Consider the following 4,566-nt stretch of genomic DNA (forward strand, 5'->3'; position numbering starts at 1 on the left):
TCGTCGGAAAAAAGTTTGAGGGCTTTCGGTTTCTTGGGCTTTTTTACTGTGCTCATCGATGTAGTCATGGTGTTTCCCTTTCGGTATCATCTCATGACCTTCGGCACACAAAAAATCTGACAGGCTCTCGAAATCATCAATGCTTAGCATTACAAGTGAAACCTCCCATGCCACCCGATTGCCTCGCTTTTCGTTCACCGGCCCTTCCATGGTGAGTACCTTTTGAAGCTTGTGATGGCCTGTTAAACGCTTCCAGACACGCTGAGAGATTGTTTGGCCGATATAGTGCACCCTGAAGTCCAGGAATCTGCAAGGATCGCCTTCAATATTTGCATGCAGTGAGCCCACAAGTACTTCATACAAGAATTTGTGCGGGCTGTACCAGACAACGAAGGAGCCATTCTCCCGCCATAATTTAAAACCCGCTACGTCGTTGAATGGCGATTTGGTGTCGGGAGTCCTTTTAAGAAATAGAACATCTAGCGTCATTAGTTCGTCGGCAGCAGCAATTTTGTTCTCAATGAGCGGCAAATGGCAGCGAAGTGGAGCTTGATGATCGTCGACGATGTCAAAGTGAATCCCGTCGTGGGATTCACGTAGATTGGTCATGTAAGTCAGTGGTCGTTGGAGAATCAAATACAGTGTGCAGCCTTTCATCCGCTTGCGGATGACGTCCTCTTTCATCAAGAATTCAAACTCATAGGCGGACACTATTGGATACCTAGTCGTGGCGTGAATTAGGATCTTCTTTGCTCCCATCAACGCTTCTTCCTCAACAGGGGCGTCTCCAGCTTCCATTTTCTTCCTAACGATATCGATAGTAGATCGTACTATTAAGTGGTCTAAGTCTGTGCATCATCAATGCATATCAGTAAAACTAACTGGCATGGCTAGCTAATTGGCCGATAGCAGCGATAACGAATGCGAAACAATTTGATTAAAAAATACCGTGAAATCTTCCCTCTGCTGCAAGTTGATTTGCCAGATCAACCAGAGTTTTCTTTTCCATCGTAGCGGTTGCAGCATTGATCTTCACGATTTCTCCTGTTCCTGGCTCACAAGAAAAATCGGTTGATGGAGTAAGAAAGAATGCGCTAAATGTGCCAAATAGTTGCACCACTGTGAGAATTTGCGGGCCAATATTTACAGATGCTATTAGATGCTCATTTCTTTCAACAACATTATTGAATGGCGGAGGTAAGTCATTTGATAATCCACCAAGTATGCCGGTCTCACGAATTTTATCTGCGTTGCAAGCTACCATTGCAGCTCTAAAAATATCTCCACTTCTACCTCGAATTGCATCATCGCCAAAAACTCGGACAGACATAAGATATGCAGTTTTGATTATCTCGGCTCGGATGACGTGCATATCGCCCTCGAAATCGAATTTAATCCACGGACTTGGGCGACTTTCAATATCACCGATTTCAATCAGTTTTCCTTTTTTTGCATGGTCTTTTTTAATTTGCTCAGCTTGTGTGGCTGCTTGATCTCCAAATCCTCGAATACCCAAAATCTGACCGGACGTGCTGTCTATATCTATCGGTTTAACAAATTTCAAATCAACATTCGCTGTACTGAAAACGGCTGCAACCGTTTCTCCACCTTCGCTAAGCGTGCCTTTAAGTTTTGTCTTAACCACACCAGAACGACTAACGACGCCAGCCGCCATTGCAATGAATCTCAGTAAAGGGTCATTTATAGCTGGTGCATCAATTAAAGTATTCAGTCTTAAATTTTCTTCTTCCGTGGCTGGAACATAGAATGATTGAGGGGCACCTAGCCCAATAGGAAGAATGTGTTCGTCATTGACGTTGGTCGTTTCCGACAATAATTTTGTCGTGTACGGACATAATGATTGATTCACTTTCTATCCTCTTAGTAGGTGTCGTACAACCTGCTTACGCGGTTCCCTTTGAGTAAATTTGCTATCGCAATTGAGAACTTATTTACCCTGCAGTCTTTTTTGATCCCGTTGAAGTGCCATTTGCTTGGTGAGCGCAATATCGAGTTCTGCACATAACTTTTGTTTGTCTTGATATGGGACTTTGAAAAGATGTAGATGTTTTAGAGCCAAGGTCCGTAATAGCGCTTGGGCAAAAACATTCTTCTCTATGCTGGCATTAAGCTTCTTGATCTTTGCAAGAGATAATCCGTCAGGTAGGTCCATCTCAAAACTAGTTTCAATTAGCTCGTAGGCAAGCGTTCCCTTTTCGTTAACGACTTTTAAGAGGTTATCTCTGAGGTGAGATGAACCCACGGCAGAACTAGCTTTGTGAATGAACGCGAAGGTTATGGCTGCGGTGACATCGAATATCAAGCGTTTCGCTGCAGCGATTTGTAAATCCTGCGACTCACCCTTCCGTTCCGCTTCTTGAGCAAAGTGTTCAAAAATTGCATTTGCTTGATTTAACAGTACGTGGGTAATTCCATTTAAACCTCTTAAAGAACCGTCAAAGATTTTTTGAATGAGTTCATCTTTGATAGGGTTGCGTGTGGTTCCGTAATGATTCTTAAGGAATTGTCCGAGTATTTCCATTGAGCGGAACAAACGAATGATTGCATCGTTTGCATCCTTGAGGAATTTCTCAGCATCTTTGTTAGAAGTCACCATGCCAGGCTCCTCCTGATCCATTCTTTCTCGATCTTTAAGTCGGGATTCCTTAACAGTTTGTTCGTTGTAGATTAATGATGGAGCGGTATTAACGAGCGAGTTAAGGATTTCCACATCTGCGACAAAGTCGAAACTCTTAAACGAATCGAATACTCCATCGAGGGCTTCCGCGATTCTGGTATAGATGACGGGGCTTTTCGTGTGATGGCAAGCAAATAGAAGAATATTTGCGTTTTCCCGCAGATGCATATCGCTGCAAAGCCGATCTATTTCGTTTTCCATGTCAGGTTCGTGGATCCGGTCACCAATATACTGACCTACAAAAAAGAAATAGAGATACGGGTATTTAAAACATAGTGCGCCGTCTCGTTGTGTGACAATGCCAGCTTTCGACAAGTCTCTGATGCGTCTCTCATAGGAAACTTCCGCAGCGTACTCAGTCTTGTATTGCTCAGTGAAGCCCCTCATGTGAGAGTCCAATACGTGATGGGTCTCGCTTGAATACATATACCAAGCAAGAGTTGAGCAGTAGTTGAATACCTCAGCCCATTGTTCACGATCAATTCCAATTTCATTCAGTGATGATGTAATCAGAAAGTGATAGTAGTGTCCAAATGCACTGTTTTTTAGATCGGTACTACGACCGGCTTCAATGCTCTGTAAAAGAGTCAGAAGAAAGATAGGAACGGCAGGTACAAATTGTCGGCCGACTGCAGTTGTAAGATCCTTTTCCCACTTATCAATGTTGGCCATCCATTTAGTGGAGTTGGCTTCGTTATCACCACCGATTTCAGCCCATTTGCAAACCAACTCGAGTCGTTTTTTATGGCCAAATTCACGAATATCGTACTGGGTGAAGTTTCTAAGCACTTCAATGCGCTCGGTCGACAACACGCTCATTGCCGTTGCTGTGTCCGTCGTCGTCAAAATGACATTTTCGAAATAACGGAAAAAGACTTCTAAACATTCAGAGAGATCTGTAGTGGACATGCTGCTTGAGTCGATGTCGTCCAGAAGTAGGATCCGTTTCGAGCTCTCGGCTTGTAAGAAACTCGTATGGCAAGTTTTTGCATACTGTTTTTCCAAGGCCATTCTCAGGGCTCTTAATGGATCATTTTTATGGCTCTTCAAAAACCAAGAGCCCCTGAAATAGAGCGGCAAATAGCCTCGTTCGTGGTAGCTTTTGTAGTATTGGTAAAGGAGCGTCGTTTTCCCAGATTTCTCTTCGCCACCTATCATTACGCCGCTATTCAAATTGGCTACCTCGGCGAGGTATGAGCCGATGACATTACGCTTGACTGGACTCGTATCGGCAGTTACTTGCAGTTCTGGCCAAACATAGAAGTCATCAATATCCAGATTCTTTTTTGCGCTATGCGTGAAATTCGCTCCTGGATCGGTCAGAGTAGTTTGCCAGTCTGGTACCAGCGGGCATTTTGATCCGCTTTGTACGCCAAGTCTCCGCAATGAGCCCCAAGTTTCGGTGTCGTCAGTGATGTCATATCTACTACCATCCCATTGGGCAAGAAGAGCCAGATACTCCATCTGTTCAATATCAAGCAAGAGCAGATTGAATGTTGAATGATCTGGGCGGGAATTTTCGAACAGAACACCGCCTTCTAAGAACACGCTAGATGGTGTTCGTAAATCGGTGATCTCGCCGACGTTCTGGACATGTTCGTGCCCTGTTAGTACAAGCTGACTTTCACTACGTATCGCGGTTTGAAGCTGGCGATAGCTACTTTGGGAAAACCAGTTATAGGGGTGATGCAGCAGTGTGATGGAAACATCGACGTCCTCTGCTGCAAATGGAATTACAGAGTGGTCTGTCCCGGTCTAGGTGGACACTAACTTAAGGTGGATAATGCCACCCAGGAGTTATGTTTATGACCAAGACCAGACGTACTTATCCCGAATCATTCAAACGAGATGCTGTTGACCAAGTGCTT

3 protein-coding genes are annotated in these 4,566 nt (G+C 44.2%); all 3 read right to left on the minus strand.

Annotated features, from left to right (window positions below):
• Positions 1-798: hypothetical protein (locus tag IXC47_RS19135; protein ID WP_195876746.1), on the minus strand; the 798-nt coding region annotated here is incomplete at its 3' end.
• Between the two features lie 139 nt (positions 799-937).
• Complete coding sequence (locus IXC47_RS19140) at positions 938-1,870, minus strand: hypothetical protein (RefSeq protein WP_195876747.1); 933 nt, start codon at positions 1,868-1,870, stop codon at positions 938-940.
• Positions 1,871-1,948: 78 nt separating this feature from the next.
• On the minus strand, positions 1,949-4,246 hold the full coding sequence (locus IXC47_RS19145; RefSeq protein WP_195876748.1) for an STAND family AAA ATPase: 2,298 nt from the start codon (positions 4,244-4,246) through the stop codon (positions 1,949-1,951).
• Positions 4,247-4,566: the final 320 nt, after the last annotated feature.

It is taken from the genome of Herminiimonas contaminans, from assembly GCF_015645465.1.
Taxonomy (GTDB): Bacteria; Pseudomonadota; Gammaproteobacteria; order Burkholderiales; family Burkholderiaceae_D; genus Oxalicibacterium; species Oxalicibacterium contaminans.